The sequence below is a fragment of the Piscinibacter sp. PDB1-1 genome, from assembly GCF_056675995.1.
This window is the reverse complement of sequence record NZ_JBWVZJ010000003.1, coordinates 25,630-40,667: the sequence shown is the minus strand read 5'-3', so window position 1 is coordinate 40,667 and position 15,038 is coordinate 25,630. Positions and strand designations below refer to the sequence as shown.

Sequence of the window (15,038 nt, the reverse complement as noted above, 5' to 3'; positions counted from 1 at the left end):
CGGCGCGGCGTCAGAACGGCTGACCGAAGCGGAGATAGAAGCCTCGGTTGCCGTCCTTCCCTTGGGCGAACTCGGCGCTCACGAGCATGTTCTGCTTCGGCTTGAGGATGTAGAACGCGCCCACGCCGCCCATTGGAAAGAGCTGATCGCTGTCGCCGCAGCTCAAGCCATCACCAAACAGGCAGGTCACACCGGCGAACACCTTGCCACCCCACTTGGGGCGGAACATGTAGCGGTCTTCGGCCTCGATGGTGAACGAATTGGGGGCGAAGTACTGGCCGCGCGTGTAGCCGCGCATGCGAATCGAGCTTTGCTGAGACGGTGGGGCGTCGTGCGTCCAACGCGCAAAGCTGTGCCCGACGAACACGTTCTTTGGCGAGGTGCTGTGATACCACGCGACGCTGGCGACGATCGTGTCGAAGCTGTCATCGCCACCGAGACCCGTTCGGAAGGCCAGGTTGCTGAGTTGTGCCTTCAATCCCTGGCTGGGGTTGTTGACGTTGTCGCGGGTGTCGTAGAGCACGGTCAGGCCGAGGCCCGCCTCCGTGTTGCCGACGATGCCGAACTGGTCGAGGATGGCGTCGGACAGATCGTCTTCGCCCTCCACGCTGTAGTTGGACCACACGCCCTGGCCGCCCACGTACCAGGCCGGGGCCACCTGGTGCAGGTAGCGGAGGAAGACGGCCTTGGCGGTTTCTTCGTCGCTCACCGTCTGGCCGCTGGCGTTGAAGTCTGCGTAGTCGTTGTTGATCCTCGCGCCGACCAGGCCACCGAGCACGCGGTCGCGGTCTTCGTTGAAGTAGAGGCGCCCGCCGAGGCCAACCACCGTGGAGTGTGTGTTCGACCGCTTGGCCTGCAGGCCCACCATCGAAGGCTGCGACGCCTCGTCGAACTGCATGATGTAGCCGACCATGCCACCGACCGAGGTGCCGAGCTTGGGGCTGCTGCTCACCAGCGGCACGAGCAGCCAGGGCGAGCGCTCCTGCCGCTCCATCAGGCCCTCTCCGGCCGATGTGGCCGATTCGGCTGGCGCTTCAGTCGCAACCTGGGGTGCAGGTTCGGGGGCAGGGGCGGGTTCCGCGGCCAGGCTGGCCGATGCGGCGAGGCTCAGCGTCGCCATCTGGCACCAGTGGAAGAGGTGGCTTGGGTGCATCGTCAGTGCGCTCCGTGAACATGGGCCCGGGCCTTTCGCCGCTTGGGTGCGGGGGTCTCGGACAGACCCTGGAGGATGCCGCAGTCTCGCGTGGTGTGCGGCGATGTGCATTGATCGCGCAGGTGCTTGAGTTGCTTTTCGAGAGATCGCAACTCCTGAATCCGGCGCGCCACATGCGCGATGTGCTCGCTCAGGAGCGCGTCTACCCCGCAGCAGTCGGCCGCGGGCGTGTCCTTGAAGCGCAGCAGGGCCTGAATCTCCTCCAACGTCATGTCGAGCGATCGGCAGCGCCGGATGAAACCCAGCCGCTCGGCATGCTCGGCGCCGTAGATGCGGTAGTTGCCCGAAGTGCGGGCCGGCGCGGCGAGAAGCTGCTTGCGCTCGTAGTAGCGGATCGTCTCGATCGCCGTGCTCGTCAATTGCGCCAGTTCACCGATTTTCATGGGGTCTCCAGGGGGCGGGCAGGTTGCGCTTGACTCTACACCTGCTACAGGGTTTGTAATGCCGGCATGACACAGCGCCACGAACCCACCGGCACACCCACGCGCACGCGGATCCCCATCGCGAGCCAGCCATCGAGCGCGTGCTGTGCGCCCCCCAGCACCTGCTGCGACCCGGTCGAGTCGCGCGGCCAGGCAGTGCATTCACCCGCTGGCGCCGCAACTGTCTTGCGCATCCCGACGATGTGCTGCCCGGTCGAAGAGAACGAGATTCGCCAGGCGCTCGAACCCGTGACCGGCATCCACGGTCTGCGATTCCAGCTGGGCGCACGCACGCTCACGATCAACGCTCCGGTGGATGCGATCGAGCCGGCGCTCCACGCCATCCGCCGCGCGGGTTTCTCGCCGCAGGTTCTGCACGGCGACAAAGGAGCGACACCAGACGCCGATCGCGGCCAAGGGCATGGTGATGGGCATGACCATGCGGATGCAGGTGGGCACAGCCATGGGGAGGGGCACCCCGGCGTCCACGATCACGACCACGGGGCCGGCCCGAGCCGCTGGAGGCTCGCCGCAGCAGTGGTGCTGGCCTTGGGCGCCGAATGCCTGCATCTGTTCGCCGCCGAAACCTTGTTCACGCAGTCACTGAGCCTCGCGCTGGCCGTGGCGGCGATTGCGTTGTCGGGCATCGAGACATACACGAACGGGCTGGCCGCGCTGAGGCGAGGGCGCCTGAACATCAGCGCCTTGATGAGCGTGGCCGTGACGGGCGCGATGCTGATCGGCCAGTGGCCTGAGGCGGCGATGGTGATGGCGCTGTACGCCGTCGCCGAGATGATCGAGGCGCAGGCCGCCGACCGCGCACGCAACGCCATCGAAGGCTTGCTCGCCCTCGCGCCCGAACAGGCCGAGGTGCGGCAGGGCGATGGCAGCTGGAGCCTCATGGCGTCTGACTCGGTGCCCATGCAGGCCATCGTTCGCATCCGACCGGGCGAACGCCTGCCGCTCGACGGCGTGGTCACGGCCGGCAGCAGTTCGGTCAATCAGGCGCCGGTCACCGGGGAAAGCCTGCCGGTGGACAAGACGGCGGGCGATGTGGTCTATGCCGGCAGCATCAACGAGAGCGGCGAGCTCGAGTTCCGCGTCACGGCGCCTGCCTCGCAGACGACGCTGGCGCGGATCATTCACGCCGTCGAAGAGGCGCAGGGCAGCCGCGCGCCGACGCAGCGTTTCGTGGATCGCTTCGCGGCCATCTACACGCCGGCGGTGTTCGCCTTCGCCCTGGCCGTTGCGTTGCTGACGCCCTGGCTGCTGGGGTGGGCCTGGCTCGATGCGATCTACAAGGCGCTGGTTCTTCTCGTGGTGGCGTGCCCCTGCGCGCTGGTGATCTCCACGCCCGTGACGGTCGTGAGCGCGCTGGCCGCTGCGGCGAGGCGCGGCATTCTGATCAAGGGGGGCACCTACCTTGAAGGCGCGCGCAACCTGCGAGCCATCGCCCTGGACAAGACCGGCACCCTCACCGAAGGGAAGCCGAAGCTGGTCGAGTGGAATGTCGTGAGCCAGGCGTTGGAGAAGCCTGAGGCCGCAGGGCTGGCAGCCGCGCTGTCGTCACGTTCGGATCACCCTGTCTCGAAGGCCATTGCACAGGGGCTCGCGCTCGAAGGCAGCGCCGTCAACGAACTCAAAGCCCTGCCCGGGCGAGGCGTGCAAGGCCGCGTGGGAGGGCGCGCCCTGGTGCTGGGCAACCACCGCCTGATCGAAGAGCGAGACCAGTGCAGCCCCGAGATCGAGGCCCAACTGAAGTCGCACGAAACGCAGGGCCGCACCGTGACGCTCCTGGCCGACGACACCGGCGTGCTCGCGATCTTTGCAGTGGCCGACACCATCAAGCCGTCGTCACGCGAGGCGGTGGCCGAGCTGATTTCGCTCGGTGTCACGCCCGTCATGCTCACCGGGGACAACGCCGCCACGGCGCGCACCATCGCCCACCAGGCCGGCGTGCCCGAGGCGCGCGGCAACCTGCTGCCAGACGACAAGCTCTCGGCCATCAAGGAGCTGCAGCAGCGCCACGGCGGCACCGCCATGACGGGCGACGGCATCAACGACGCCCCGGCGCTGGCCCAGGCCGACATCGGTTTCGCCATGGGCGGCGCCGGCAGCGACACGGCCATGGAGGCGGCCGACGTGGTCATCATGAACGACGACCTGCGGCGCATCCCCGAGACGATCCGGCTTTCGCGCCGGGCGCATGCGGTGCTGTGGCAGAACATCAGCCTGGCGCTGGGCATCAAGGCCGTCTTCATGGTGCTGGCCTTGTTCGACCACGCGACCATGTGGATGGCCGTGTTTGCCGACATGGGGGCCACCTTGATCGTGGTGGCCAACGGGTTGCGGATGCTCCGGGCCGGGCCGCGCTGACAGGGGCCTGCCGGGGCGGCGGCTGCGCGGCCGCGGGCGGCGTCAGGCGGTGATCGATCCCGCCATGCGGTCGATGCGCACGAAATCCACGCCACCCTCGCTCGTGCGCGCCACCTGCGCCTCGACCTGGAAGGCCTCGCGCAGCAGGTCGCTGCGCAGCACGTCCGCAACCGGTCCCTCGGCCACCAGCCCACGTTCGCCCAGCAGCAGCAATCGGTCGCAATGGTGTGCGGCCAGGTTGAGATCGTGCAGGGCGATGAGGGCGATCGCACCGTGCTCGTCGGCCGCTTGCCGCAGGGCGTTCAAGGTGTGCAACTGCCAGCGCAGGTCGAGCGCGCTCGTGGGTTCGTCGAGCAGCATCAGGGGCGCGCGCCGCACGAGCAACTGCGCCACACCCACGCGCTGGCGTTGCCCGCCCGAGAGCTCGTCGAGCCGGCGCAGCGCGAGTGGTGCCAGCTCCAAGCGGTGCAACACGGCGTGCAGGCGCTGCTCGCGCTCGGGCGGCGAGAGATCGGGCCGCGTGGCGCGCAGGGTGCCCTCGATCACTTCGAGGACGCGCAGCGACGACGCCTGCGGCAGTGTCTGCGGCAGGTAGGCCACGCGGCGCAGGTGTTCAGCGTGGCGGCAGTGAAGCAGATCGAGCGGGCCGAGCCGGATCTCTCCCGTTGCCTTCACGAGCCGCGCCGCGGCGCGCAGCAGGGTCGACTTGCCCGCGCCGTTGGGGCCGAGCACGCCGACGATCGTGCCGGGGCGGACCTCGGCGAGGCGCAGGCCCGAGATCACGCGACGTGCGCCGTAGGCCACGTTCAGATCGCCGATGTGAAAGCTGCCTGCGTTTCTCACAGCACGACCCGCCGGCGCATGAGCAACAGGATGAACGCCGGCACGCCGATGAGCGCGGTGATGATGCCGATCGGCAGCACCACGCCGGGGATGAGGTTCTTGCTCAGCACTGCCGCACCCGACACCATCAAGGCGCCACACAGTGCCGATGCCGGCAGGAAGTGGCGGTGGTCTTCGCCGACCAGCAGGCGCGCAATGTGGGGCCCCACGAGTCCGACGAAACCGATGGTGCCCACGAACGAGAGCGCAGTCGCCGTGAGCAGGCTGATGCGCAGCAGCACGAGCAAGCGCAACCGCTCGACGGCCAAGCCAAGGCTGCGCGCCTGGTCTTCTCCCACGCGCAACGCGGTGAGCGTCCAGACGTCGCGGGCCGACCAGGCGGCGCAGGCGGCGAAGACCAGGCCGAGCAGCGCCACCTTGGGCCAGGTGGCGCGACCCAGGCTGCCCATGGTCCAGAACACGATCTGCTGCAAGGCGTTGTTGTCGGCGAGGTATTGCAGCAGCCACAGCAGTGCCTCGAAGCTGAACAGCAGCGCAATCCCGAACAACACCACCGTCTCGCTCGACGCCCCCTGGCGCCAAGCCAGCCAGACGATCAGCGCGGTGGCGACCATCGCGCCGCCGAAAGCGCCCGCCGTGAGCGCAAGGTTCTCGGACCACAGCGTGAGCGTCCATTGGCCGAGCACGACCAGCGATGCCCCCACGCTCGCACCGGCCGACATGCCCAGCGTGAACGGGCTGGCCAGCGGGTTGTTGAGCACGGTCTGCATCTCGGCCCCGGCCATGCCCAGCGCAGCGCCCACCAGCAGGGCGAGCAGGGCGGCAGGCAGGCGCACGTCCCACAAGATGATGCGCTGCGAGAGCGAGAGGCTGTCGCGGTCCCACAAGCCGCGCAGCAGATCGGCCAGCGGCAGGCCGGCGGGGCCGGTGGCGATGTCGGTCAGCAGCACGGCCAGCAGCGCGAGCGCGAGTGCGGCGATCAGCCACAGGCGACGCTGCACGACGCGGCGGTACTGCGCGTGCAGGTTGGGCGCCGCCCCGGCGTGATCCTGTGGCCAGAGCAGCGCGCTCACGGGCTGGCCTCGGTGGACAGCTTGAGTGCAAGCACCGCGCTCGGCGCCACGAGGCTGCCGTGGTCCTCGCCTTCGAGCAGTCGGAAGCCGGCCCGCAGACCCGGTGCGCCTTGCAGGCTTTGCACCATCTCACGCGCGGCGCTCACCTGCCGCCGCTCCTGCTGGCGGCGCAGCCGCTCTGCGCTGGCGCCGGGCTGGCTTTCTTCGAGGCTGCCCACGGTCACGAGCAGGCGGCGCTCGCCCTTCGTCGCGCGTGACTGGCGCAGGTAGGCATCTCGGTACGGAAGGATCGCTCGCTCGCCCCACCAGATCGACGGGCTGGCGGCCAGGTAGCTTGCAAACAAGGTAGGGCGCGTGAAGAGCGTGTACAGGGTGAGCAGGCCGCCGAACGAATGCCCGAAGAGGGTCTGCCGCGCGGCGTCAACCGGTAGCTGGCGTGCAAGCCACGGTTGAAGCTGCTGCTCGATCATGTCGAGGAACTCGTCGGAGCGCGCTCGCTGACCGTTCGTCGCCGCGGTGGGGATCGTGTAGTCGTCCGCCCGGGCGGTCTGGTCGTAGCTGGCATCGCCGGGCAGGCCCAGGCCCACGATGACCGTCGCGGCGGCGCGCAGATCACCGGGCCGTGCCTCTTGCTGGCGCATCAGTGCGGCCAGCAAAGGGAAGGCGGTGTTGCCGTCGAGCGCCCAGAGCACCGGGTAACCCTGTGCGGGCACGGGGCCCTCTGGCACTGCCACGAACACCCGGCGCTCGCGGCCGGCCAGGGTGAGGTCGACCTGGTACGTGCGCGGCAGCGTCACCGCCGGGCTGGATGGCAGGGAGGGCAGGGGCGCCGTCACGGAGCGCGCCGCACAGGCCGGCAGGGCGAGCGGCAGGCCGCACGCGAGCCCGGCGCAAAGGAGCTGGCGGCGGCGAGGGAGCGCCGCGGTTGGCGCGTCATGGTGCGGGCGCATGCGTGGCCCCGATCCAGTATTCGCCTTGCATCTCGAACGGCTGGAAGCGGCGGTGCATCTCCTGCAGCGTGTGGCGCGGGTCCAGGTCGGCGAAGAGCTTCGGATGCAGCCACTTGGCCATGGCCTGCACGGCGGCCACGTTGAAGGGCGAGTTGTAGAAGTGATGCCAGATCGCGAAGGCGCGGCCCTGCTGCACGGCAGTCAGCGCACGCATGGTGGGGCGCTGCAGGCTGTGTTGCAGTGATTGCCGGGCAAGTTGTGCGTCCACGCCCGCGCCGAGTGCGATCTGTTGCTGTGCCTGGGCCTGCGTGATCGCCGACCCGATGGCGGTGCCGATGTACACGTCGGGCTGCGACGCGAGCAGCAACTCGGGGTTGAGCGTGCCGTGTTCGCCGGGGAGCAGCCCGCGCGCGACGTTGCGCCCCCCAGCGGCATCGAGCAAGAGGCCCATCAGGCCGATCATGGTGTCGCAGCAGCCTTCCGACAGGCCCACGCGGTTTTCCAGGAACACCGTCGGCTGCTTCGGCTTGGCGTCGGCCAGGCGCTTCTGCACGGTCTGCAACTGCGCCTGCCAGTAGCTGTTGAATGCCGCGGCGCGTTCCGGCTGGCCGAGCACCTGGCCCAGCACGCTGATGCTGCGGGTGGTGTGGCCGAGCGGGTCGTGGCGGAAGTCGACGAACACGATCGCGACGCCCGCCGCTTCCATGCGGGCGAGGGTTTCGCGGTCGCGCTCTCCGGGGCCATGGCCGCCGCCCAGACCGAAGATCGCCACCTGAGGGCGCAGGCTCAGGGCCAGTTCGTCGCTGAAGGTGCCGGCCTGCGAGCGGCCGATGCGCGTGACCTTGTCCAGGTTGGGATAGCGAGCGCGCCAGGGGGCGTAGCCGGCGGGGTCGAGCTTCTCGAAGTCGCCCATCATCCCGACGATCTTCTTGCTGGGGTCGCCGGGTTCGAGCACGCCGAACGCGGGCAGCAGGCGACCTTCGCCCAGCAGGACGCGCTCCACCTTGGCCGGTACGCGCACGGTGCGACCCGCCAGGTCGGTGATCGTCACTGTGGCTGGCGCCGGCGCCTGGGCAAGGGCCGGCGTGCCAGGGCCTGCGAGGCACAAGGCGGCCAGCAGCCATGCGCAGGCGAGGGCGGCGCGGCGTTTGGTCGACACATCAATGAGGTTGAACTTGGGCATGGGCGGGCTTCGATCTAAGATGAGAACAATTCTTATTCAAATCGAGGCCCACTCGTTGGGAGGCGCGCAGATTTCTGTTTGCGCGAGCCTTGTCGTGGTTTGCCAGATCACCACGGCAGTCGGGGAGCCCGCAGGAAAGAGCGGTGAACGTGCAATCGACTTCGTTGAGCCCCGGCCTGGTGCCGGGACCGGCCCCGGTGCCCATGCACCCGCGCCTGGCCGCCCATGCGGCCCGTGTGCGCGAGCTCCAGCCCGGCTTGCGCATGCATTCGGACGACGCCGTCGACCCCGTCGACGCCACCGTGCAGGGCCAGTGCGTGCCCGGCCTGCATTTGGTGTTTCTGCTCGAAGGCGACCTCGACGTCGCCTACGGGCAACGCCGGATGATGATCAGCACGGCCGCTGGCGGTCGGCGCGTGCCGGTGCTCGGCGGGCGCAGTGAAGCGCGCTGCGTGATGGTGAACGTGACCGAAGCCGAGGCCTTCACGCGGCGGGTGCGGCAAGGTGGCTATGCGCGCCGGCTGAGCCTGTGCGTCTCGCACGAGTGGCTGCGCCAGCTGCAGTCGGGCACCGGGCGCGCCATGCCCGAGGCGCTCGATTCCTTCTTGACGGGGCACCTGGCTGTGCGCAACTGGGAGCCCTCGGCGCGTGCCATCGCCCTGGCTGAACAGTTGGTGCGCCCACCTGCCTGTGCGCCGATGCTGGAGCGGCTGTACCAGAACGGTCGGCTGCTCGATCTGCTGGCAGAAGCGCTCACACCGTGGGTGGCTGGCGAACCCGAGCCCGAATCGCAGGCCCTGAGCGCACCGGTGGCGCGCCGGCTGCGCGACCTGCGCGAGTTTCTGAACAGCGAAGCGGCGCACGAACTGTCGCTGGACGACATCGCGCGCCACGCGGGCATGAACGTGAATACCTTGCAAGCGCACTTTCGCCGCGCCTACGGCACCACGGTGATCGGCTTCGTGCGCGAGAGCCGGCTGCAACGAGCGCGCGCTGCACTGGAGCGCGACGGCATCAGCATCAAGCGCGCGGCTGCCATTGCGGGCTACGGCAGTGCGGCCAACTTCGCCACCGCTTTCGGCCGGCGCTTTGGCCTGACGCCGAAAGAGGCGCGTAGCGCGGCGCAGCGCTGAGGACCGCCGCGGGCGAGCCTCAGGGTTGCCTGGTACCGTTGTCCGGCTTCGCCTGGGCTTGCTCAGCGGGTGCTTGCTCGAAGCTGCCGCCCAGTGCCAGGTGCAGGTTGACGCGCTGTACGAGGCGATCGGTGCGTACGTGGATGTGCGTGGACTGCGCGCTGTACAGCGCCAGGGTCTGCTGCAAGAACGCGCGCATGTCGGTCGATCCGACCTTGAAGCGCTCACCCGCGAGCGAGACGGCGCGCTCGTTCTCCTGCACGCTGCGCTTCAGGATCTCGTCGCGCTCGTCGAGCGTGGCCACTGCGGTCAGCGCGTTCTCCACTTCGCCGAAGGCTCGCGCGCCGGTGCGCCCGTAATTGGCCACGGCCTGCTTCTGCTCGGCCGTGCGCAACTCAACCTGCCCCTGGAGCTGGCCACCGGCAAAGATCGGTGCCGCCAGCGAGCCCCCGACGCTCCAGAGCGGGTTGTCGATGTCCTTGAGCACGAAGAGTTCGCTGCTGACGGTACCGAACATTCCGGTCAGCGACAGCTTGGGCAAACGCGCGGCCTTGGCTTCTTCGGTGCGGTAGAGCGCCGATGCCACGCGGCGCTCGGCGGCCACGACATCGGGCCGCCGTTCGAGCAGGGCCGATGGCAGGCCGGCGGGGATGGGCGGAGGCACGGGCGTCAGCTCGGCCGGCACCGAGAGTTGCGCACTCGGATAGCGGCCAATCAGGATTTCGAGCGAGCGCAGCGCCTGCTTCAATGCCTGGTCGAGGCCGCGCTCGGTGTCCCTGAGCCGCTCTTGGTCGGCACGCGCCTGCGCCACGTCGTACTCGTCACCGACCCCGACACGAAAGCGGTCCTGTGCGATCGAGGTGAGCTGAGTCGAGTCGCGCAAGGTGCGCTCGGCCAGATCGCGTTGCATGCGCGCCTCGGTCGCGAGGAACCAGCCCTTGGCGACCTGGGCCGCAATCGACTGGCGAGCGTAGTAGGCGTCGAGCGCGGCCGAATCGAATTGGGCATCGGCCGCCGCCGCGCCGGATCGCACTCGGCCCCAGATGTCGAGCTCCCAGTTGATGAACAAGCCAAGGCCCTGGAGGCCCGAGCTGTCGCCGCCCATCCTGCCGCCGGCGCGGCCCAGGACGTTGACCTGCGGGTAGAGCAGGCCACCGGCCATGCGCTGCGCCGCGGCCGCCTGCTCGACACGCGCGGCCGCGGCTTGAAGGTCGTAGTTGTAGGCGAGCGCCTCCAGCACCAGCGCGTTCAGCTGCGCGTCCTTGAAATTGGCGAGCCAGTTGTCGGCGACATCGCCCGCCACCGCACCGGTCGACTGCCATTGGCCGGGCAGCTTCAGGTTGGCTGCCGCCTCGGCCACCAGGTCTTCGCGCGAGGGCGGTGATTTCAGGGCGCAAGCGCTCAGCAAGGCGACCATCGCAAGGGCGGCCGCCAGCGAAGGCCCGGGCTTGAATCGGGCCGGGGGCGTGTTGTGGCTGGCCATCAATGCAGCTTCAACACAAGGTAGTTGACGTAGGAGCCCACACGCAGGATCACCTTACGGATGATGTGAATGTGGTGCCCGCTGGCCGTGTAGATGGCTGCATCGCCCGCAGCACCCTGGGCCATGAACAGGTCCTGGTCGGCGGCGGCAATATTGAACTTGACCGCGAAGCGCCCTGGCGGCAGCGCAGCCAGGGCCGCGGGCGGCAGCGTCCCCGTGGCTTGCAACTGGCCCTGCGGCTGGGCCCAGATGATGGAGTCGACTTCGGCCTTGATGATCCGGCCAGGGACCGTCTTCAGCGTGAACTCGGCCTTGTTGCCCGTTTCGACCTGGTGCAACTCGTTCTGATTGTAGAGGGCGACCACGTGGCCTTCGGCCTCCACCAGCGTCATCACCGGGTTGACCGGCAGGCCTGCCACGAAGCCGCCCGGGCGAAGCTGCAGGTTGACGACGTAGCAATCGCATGGCGAGCGGGTGGTGGTCTCCCGCAGGTTCCACTGGGCGCTTTCAAGCTGCGCGCGGATCTGCGCGACCTGCGCGAACTCGCCGTTCACCTGCGCGCTCAGGCGCTGGCTCACGCCTTGTTCGCTGGCGGCGGCCTGGAGCTCGCCGCTCTGGGCCTGGGCCAAGAAGCTGCGTGCCCCGGCGAGGTTGCTCTCTTGCGAGCGCAGGTCGGTCTCGGCCTTTTCGAGATCGAACTTGCTGCCGGCGCCGGTGCGCACGAGCTCGCGGTATTGCTCGACGCGCCGCTTCGCCAGCTCGTACGTGGCGGTGGCCGCGCGGACCTGGCTGTTGGCCTGGTCGATCGCGCTGCGCGTCTCGGTCACCTTGGCGCGGGCGGCCTTCAGGCTTTCCTTGGTTTCGCGTTGGCCCGCCTGGGCGGTGGCCAGCTGCGCGGTCAGGGTGTTGACTTCGAGCTGATAGGGCGTGGGGTCGATGCGGAACAGCACGTCGCCCTTCTTGACCAGCCGGTTGCCTTCTTCGACCGGCACCTCGATCACCCGGCCACGCACCTGAGAAACGATCGGGATCGTGTACTTGTAGACGCGCACCTCGGACGACGAGGGCGCGAACACGTTCAATGACAGCAGCAAGGTGGCCATCCCGACGATCGGGATGATGACCACGATCACCTGGCTCGTGATGTTCCACGGCAGCCACTTCAGCTTGATGAAGATCAGCCAGACAAGGAACGAATAGACACCAAGAATCAGGATGTCCATTCAGGCGCTGCCTTTCTGCACGGCCGCCGGGGCTGCGTCAGCGGGCGTGGACTGGCCTCGCAGTTCGTCATCGTCGATCTGGTCGAGCTGGGCTTTCAAGGCCTGCAGGCGCGCAGGCAGGGCACCGCGAGAGGCCATGGCAGCCAGGTCGTGCTTGAGCGTCAGCAGATCTGCACCGAGCAACTCGCCGGCGCGGTGCTGCGACGCCATCTTGTCGTAGTACTCGGGTGACTTGTCGGTGCCGTAGGCCATACGGTAGCCGACGGGCTTGGTATATGCCCACAGCCAAGCCAGTGGCCACAGCAGGCCTCCGAACACCAGCGAGAGCAGGCACAGCGTGGTGATGGCTTCGATCTGCGGGTGGTGGCGCTTGTGCGCGATCTTCTCGGGAAGCACATGGACCATCCAGAAGAGCACGATCACGACCACCGGCACGATGATCAGCACGAGCACCGCCATCACGTCAGCCACGCTGTCGACGAACGACGTATCGGAGGCGGCTGAGGCGGGCAGGGTCGCGCCCAGGAAGGTCAGCAGGCCAACCAGGAGCGGCCTGGCCCGACGGGCCGCGGGCCCGAAGGTGTGCCTTGGAGCGTGGCAATGGCACGCGGGAGACTCATTCATTCTTCCGATCCTCCTCCGGACACGACGCCGGGCTGAATGCGGGGGAGCATAGCTTGGCGTTGTGGAAAAGAACACGAAATGTTGCGCGGCCCGGGCCCCGGTTCAGGCGCGGGGTTGCGGTTGATCGAAGCTGATGCGGCGAGCCGAGTTTGCAAACACCTTCGTGTGTCGCGCAAACCCGAAGGGGCTTCTGGTTGATCAAAATGAATGCGAATCATTCTTATCAACCAGCAGCACCATGATCACAACGAAGTTGCCACGGACAGCCCTGTCCGTGGCCTTGAGCACCGCGTTCACTCTTCTCAGCGCCCACGCGCAGACGACGCCCGAGACCCCGAGCACCCCCGACGCCTCGACCGCACCCGTGCCCGCACCTGCGCCGCAAGCGGTGGCGCAAGCTGCGTCCGACGCGGCTCAAGCCGCAACCCCGGCCGCGTCGGCGGTGGCAACCAGCGAAGCCGTCGCCGCACCGCAAGTGTCCCCCGCGGCACCTGCGCAGGTGACCTTGCAGCCCGTGGTCGTGACCGCCGTGAGCGGCCGTGAAGAAGCGGTGCGCACGGCACCCGCCAGCATCACCGTCATCACCCGCAAGGAGATCGAGGCCCGCACCGAAACCAGCGTGCCCGAGCTGCTGCGAACGGTCGAAGGCGTGAGCGTCGTCGGCTCCAGCCCGAACGACTACGACATCTCGCTGCGCGGCATGCCCGGCGACAACACGCTGATCCTGATCGACGGGCAGCGCATGAACACCCGCGAGACCATGAACCGCGGCACCGGCGGGGTGCAGCCCAATCTGCTGCCGCCCCTGGCCGCCATCGAGCGGATCGAAGTCGTGCGCGGGCCGATGTCGTCGCTGTACGGCGCCGACGCGCTCGGCGGCGTGATCAACATCGTCACGCGCAAGCTGCCCGCCCAGTGGAGCGGCGCCCTCAATGCCTACGCCGTGAAGCAGACGCACGATGAGTTGGGCGACTCGCGCGGCGGAGACTTCTGGCTCGGCGGCCCACTTGTGGGCGAGTCGCTTGGCCTGCAGATCTGGGGTGGCGTAAGCCGCCGCGACGAAGACGACGTGTACTACCCGAGCAACGCCACCAGCGGCGCCAACGGCCAGCGCGACAAGAACCTGAACCTCAAGCTCAGCGCTGCGCTCACCGACTCGCAGCAACTGAGCTTCGACTACGGCAAGCAGTACTTCGAGTACATCACCACGCCCGGCATGAGCATTGCCGATGTCGCCACCGCCAACACGATTCTCGAGACCCGGCACGGCCGCGAGAACTGGGGCCTGACCCACGACGGCCGCTGGGGCTGGGGCCGCAGTGCGTTGATGCTGTACAGCGAGACCGGCACGCAGGAGCAATGGGTCGGCTCGGGCCAGACCACCATCGAACCCGAGGTGAAGAACACCACGCTCGAAGGCCGTGCCGTGCTGCCGTGGGGCGGAGACACCAACACGCTGACAGTCGGTGCGCAGATGCGCCGCCAGGAGCTGCAAGGCGTGGCGCGCCAAGACGCGGTACCCACCGGCTTCGCGCCCAACCCCGACACGATCCAGCGCGACGCTTGGGCGGTCTACGGCGAGAACGACTTCCAGGCCACGCAGAACTTCGTTCTCACCGCCGGCCTGCGCATGGATCACGACGAGGCCTACGGCTCGCACTGGAGCCCGCGCCTGTACGGCGTGTACGAGCTCGATGCCAACTGGACATTGCGCGGAGGCGTCGGCACCGGCTTCAAGGCCCCCACGCTGCGCCAGAGCACCGGCGGCTACTGCATGACGACCGGGGGCGCTGCGGGCGCCAACCCCGGCACGCTGTGCGGCAACCCCGATCTCGAACCCGAGACCAGCGTCTCCGGCGAAGCGGGCGTGCGCTGGGATGGCAGCAACGGCGACTTCGCGAACCTGACTTTCTACGACAGCCGCATCAAGAACCGCGTGGCCAGCTACGACACCGGCGTGCCCGACCCGCGCACCACCGGCCGCACGGTCTACGTGTACGACAACATCTCGCGCGTCGACATCCGCGGCCTGGAGTTCGGCTTCTCCACGGCGTTCGCCGCCGCGTGGCGCCTGGCGGGCAACTACACCTACACCGACTCCAAGCGCAAGGGCGGCGGCGAGTCAGCGTTCAACGGCAGCTCGCTCGACGGCCTGCCGCTCGACAAGACACCCGAACACAAGGCCTACCTGCGCGTGGAGTGGCAGGCCATTCCAGCGCTCGGCTTCTTCGGTGCGCTCGACTACGAAGGCAAGCAGTACTGGGCGGCCTTCCGCAACGGAGCGATGGGTCCGCGTGAACGCGAGGCCACCACCACGCTCGACGTCGGCGGCACCTGGACCATCGTGCCGGGCATCGCCCTCAAGCTCGCGGTACTCAACGCCACCGATCAGCGTGTCGACGTCGACACCCGTGCCCGCACGGCCGGCCTCGACGGCAACTGGATGGTCGACGAGGGGCGCCGCTATTCCCTGTCCCTGGCGGCGCAGTTCTGACGGCGCACCCTGCGCGAACGG

At 68.4% G+C, this 15,038-nt stretch carries 12 protein-coding genes; 3 read left to right on the top strand and 9 right to left on the bottom strand.

Translation table 11 applies throughout. The annotated features are described in order from the left end of the window. Nucleotides 1-10 precede the first annotated feature (10 nt). On the bottom strand, nt 11-1,153 hold the full coding sequence (locus AC1KAR_RS16165; RefSeq protein WP_480319523.1) for a BamA/TamA family outer membrane protein: 1,143 nt from the start codon (nt 1,151-1,153) through the stop codon (nt 11-13). A 2-nt stretch (nt 1,154-1,155) separates the two neighbouring features. Continuing rightward, entirely contained in the window at nt 1,156-1,596 is a 441-nt protein-coding gene (gene cadR / locus AC1KAR_RS16160) for a Cd(II)/Pb(II)-responsive transcriptional regulator (protein WP_480319521.1), read from the bottom strand. A 240-nt stretch (nt 1,597-1,836) separates the two neighbouring features. On the opposite strand from cadR, the gene AC1KAR_RS16155 reads away from it, so the two are divergent. After that, nucleotides 1,837-4,011: a heavy metal translocating P-type ATPase gene (locus AC1KAR_RS16155; protein WP_480320757.1), complete on the top strand. Its 2,175-nt coding sequence runs from the start codon at nt 1,837-1,839 to the stop codon at nt 4,009-4,011. Between the two features lie 42 nt (nt 4,012-4,053). On the opposite strand, the gene AC1KAR_RS16150 is transcribed toward AC1KAR_RS16155, so the two are convergent. From AC1KAR_RS16150 to AC1KAR_RS16135, 4 genes are read right to left on the bottom strand one after another with little or no spacing between them, the layout of a single operon-like run. Continuing rightward, nucleotides 4,054-4,854, bottom strand: a complete 801-nt coding sequence (locus tag AC1KAR_RS16150) for an ABC transporter ATP-binding protein (RefSeq protein ID WP_480319518.1) — start codon at nt 4,852-4,854, stop codon at nt 4,054-4,056. Then, entirely contained in the window at nt 4,851-5,927 is a 1,077-nt protein-coding gene (locus AC1KAR_RS16145) for a FecCD family ABC transporter permease (protein ID WP_480319516.1), read from the bottom strand. Before AC1KAR_RS16145 ends, AC1KAR_RS16150 begins: the two co-directional genes overlap by 4 nt. Further along, entirely contained in the window at nt 5,924-6,877 is a 954-nt protein-coding gene (locus AC1KAR_RS16140; protein ID WP_480319514.1) for an alpha/beta hydrolase, read from the bottom strand. The genes AC1KAR_RS16145 and AC1KAR_RS16140 overlap by 4 nt, the downstream gene beginning before the upstream one ends. Further along, on the bottom strand, nt 6,861-8,060 hold the full coding sequence (locus AC1KAR_RS16135; RefSeq protein WP_480319512.1) for an ABC transporter substrate-binding protein: 1,200 nt from the start codon (nt 8,058-8,060) through the stop codon (nt 6,861-6,863). Before AC1KAR_RS16135 ends, AC1KAR_RS16140 begins: the two co-directional genes overlap by 17 nt. A gap of 149 nt (nt 8,061-8,209) precedes the next feature. On the opposite strand from AC1KAR_RS16135, the gene AC1KAR_RS16130 reads away from it, so the two are divergent. Further along, the gene (locus AC1KAR_RS16130; protein ID WP_480319510.1) at nt 8,210-9,193 is read left to right on the top strand and encodes a helix-turn-helix transcriptional regulator; all 984 of its coding nucleotides are present in this window, start codon (nt 8,210-8,212) and stop codon (nt 9,191-9,193) included. A gap of 19 nt (nt 9,194-9,212) precedes the next feature. On the opposite strand, the gene AC1KAR_RS16125 is transcribed toward AC1KAR_RS16130, so the two are convergent. The 3 genes from AC1KAR_RS16125 to AC1KAR_RS16115 are packed head-to-tail and all read right to left on the bottom strand — an operon-like array spanning nt 9,213 to nt 12,523. Next, nucleotides 9,213-10,676 carry an efflux transporter outer membrane subunit gene (locus AC1KAR_RS16125; RefSeq protein WP_480319508.1) on the bottom strand — a complete coding sequence of 488 codons (1,464 nt, stop codon included), beginning with the start codon at nt 10,674-10,676 and terminating at the stop codon, nt 9,213-9,215. Beyond that, nucleotides 10,676-11,899, bottom strand: coding sequence for an HlyD family secretion protein (locus AC1KAR_RS16120; protein WP_480319506.1), 1,224 nt, complete (start codon nt 11,897-11,899; stop codon nt 10,676-10,678). The genes AC1KAR_RS16125 and AC1KAR_RS16120 overlap by 1 nt, the downstream gene beginning before the upstream one ends. After that, entirely contained in the window at nt 11,900-12,523 is a 624-nt protein-coding gene (locus AC1KAR_RS16115; protein ID WP_480319504.1) for a DUF3302 domain-containing protein, read from the bottom strand. A gap of 238 nt (nt 12,524-12,761) precedes the next feature. Between AC1KAR_RS16115 and AC1KAR_RS16110 the strand changes: the two genes are divergently transcribed. Then, complete coding sequence (locus tag AC1KAR_RS16110) at nt 12,762-15,017, top strand: TonB-dependent receptor domain-containing protein (RefSeq protein WP_480319502.1); 2,256 nt, start codon at nt 12,762-12,764, stop codon at nt 15,015-15,017. Nucleotides 15,018-15,038: the final 21 nt, after the last annotated feature.

Excerpts from the sequence above, each read along its gene's own strand:
- cadR (WP_480319521.1), bottom strand. The coding sequence starts at position 1,596 with ATGAAAATCGGTGAACTGGCGCAATTGACGAGCACGGCGATCGAGACG.
- AC1KAR_RS16165 (WP_480319523.1), bottom strand. The coding sequence starts at position 1,153 with ATGCACCCAAGCCACCTCTTCCACTGGTGCCAGATGGCGACGCTGAGC.
- AC1KAR_RS16110 (WP_480319502.1), top strand. The coding sequence starts at position 12,762 with ATGATCACAACGAAGTTGCCACGGACAGCCCTGTCCGTGGCCTTGAGC.
- AC1KAR_RS16125 (WP_480319508.1), bottom strand. The coding sequence starts at position 10,676 with ATGGCCAGCCACAACACGCCCCCGGCCCGATTCAAGCCCGGGCCTTCG.
- AC1KAR_RS16140 (WP_480319514.1), bottom strand. The coding sequence starts at position 6,877 with ATGCGCCCGCACCATGACGCGCCAACCGCGGCGCTCCCTCGCCGCCGC.
- AC1KAR_RS16135 (WP_480319512.1), bottom strand. The coding sequence starts at position 8,060 with ATGCCCAAGTTCAACCTCATTGATGTGTCGACCAAACGCCGCGCCGCC.
- AC1KAR_RS16115 (WP_480319504.1), bottom strand. The coding sequence starts at position 12,523 with ATGAATGAGTCTCCCGCGTGCCATTGCCACGCTCCAAGGCACACCTTC.
- AC1KAR_RS16120 (WP_480319506.1), bottom strand. The coding sequence starts at position 11,899 with ATGGACATCCTGATTCTTGGTGTCTATTCGTTCCTTGTCTGGCTGATC.
- AC1KAR_RS16155 (WP_480320757.1), top strand. The coding sequence starts at position 1,837 with ATGTGCTGCCCGGTCGAAGAGAACGAGATTCGCCAGGCGCTCGAACCC.